The organism is Flavobacterium silvaticum (assembly GCF_012911565.1).
GTDB classification, from domain to species: Bacteria; Bacteroidota; Bacteroidia; order Flavobacteriales; family Flavobacteriaceae; genus Flavobacterium; species Flavobacterium silvaticum.
This window is the reverse complement of the sequence record NZ_JAAMPU010000065.1, coordinates 1-638: the sequence shown is the minus strand read 5'-3', so window position 1 is coordinate 638 and position 638 is coordinate 1. Positions and strand designations below refer to the sequence as shown.

1 protein-coding gene is annotated in these 638 nt (G+C 47.8%); it reads left to right on the top strand.

Annotated features, from left to right (window positions below):
- On the top strand, window positions 1-638 hold a 638-nt coding region (locus G6047_RS00250), incomplete at both ends, for a sensor histidine kinase (protein WP_235946464.1).

Here is a 638-nt window from a genome sequence, read left to right as displayed (position 1 = left end):
GCCCATGAAATACAGAATCCGCTCAATTTCGTGAATAATTTCAGTGATGTTTCCATGGAGCTTTTGGATGAGATTTCAGAAGAAAGAAGCAAGAAACAAGAAGCAAGAGATGACGGATTGGAGGCAGAGATATTGGCGGACATCCGGCAGAATCTGGAGAAAATCGCACACCACGGACGCCGTGCCGATTCCATCGTAAAAGGCATGCTGCAGCACAGTCGGACATCTTCAGGTGAAAAAGAACCGACCGATATCAATGCACTTGCCGATGAATACCTGCGGTTGGCCTATCACGGATTGCGGGCAAAGGACAAGTCGTTCAATTCGGAACTGATCACCCATTTTGACCCGAACCTGCCTAAAGTAAATCTGGTGGCACAGGACATTGGGCGCGTTCTGCTGAATTTATTTACCAATGGATTTTATGCGACCCAAAAAAAGAAAGAAGCCGAAGGGGAATCATTCCATCCCATGATCGAGGTTGCTACTACTGCTCGAGGGAATTCGGTTGAGATTCAGGTAAAAGACAACGGTGGCGGCATTCCGGATGCCATCAGGGAGAAAATCTTCCAGCCGTTTTTTACTACGAAACCTACGGGGGAAGGAACAGGCTTGGGGTTGTCGCTGGCCTATGATAT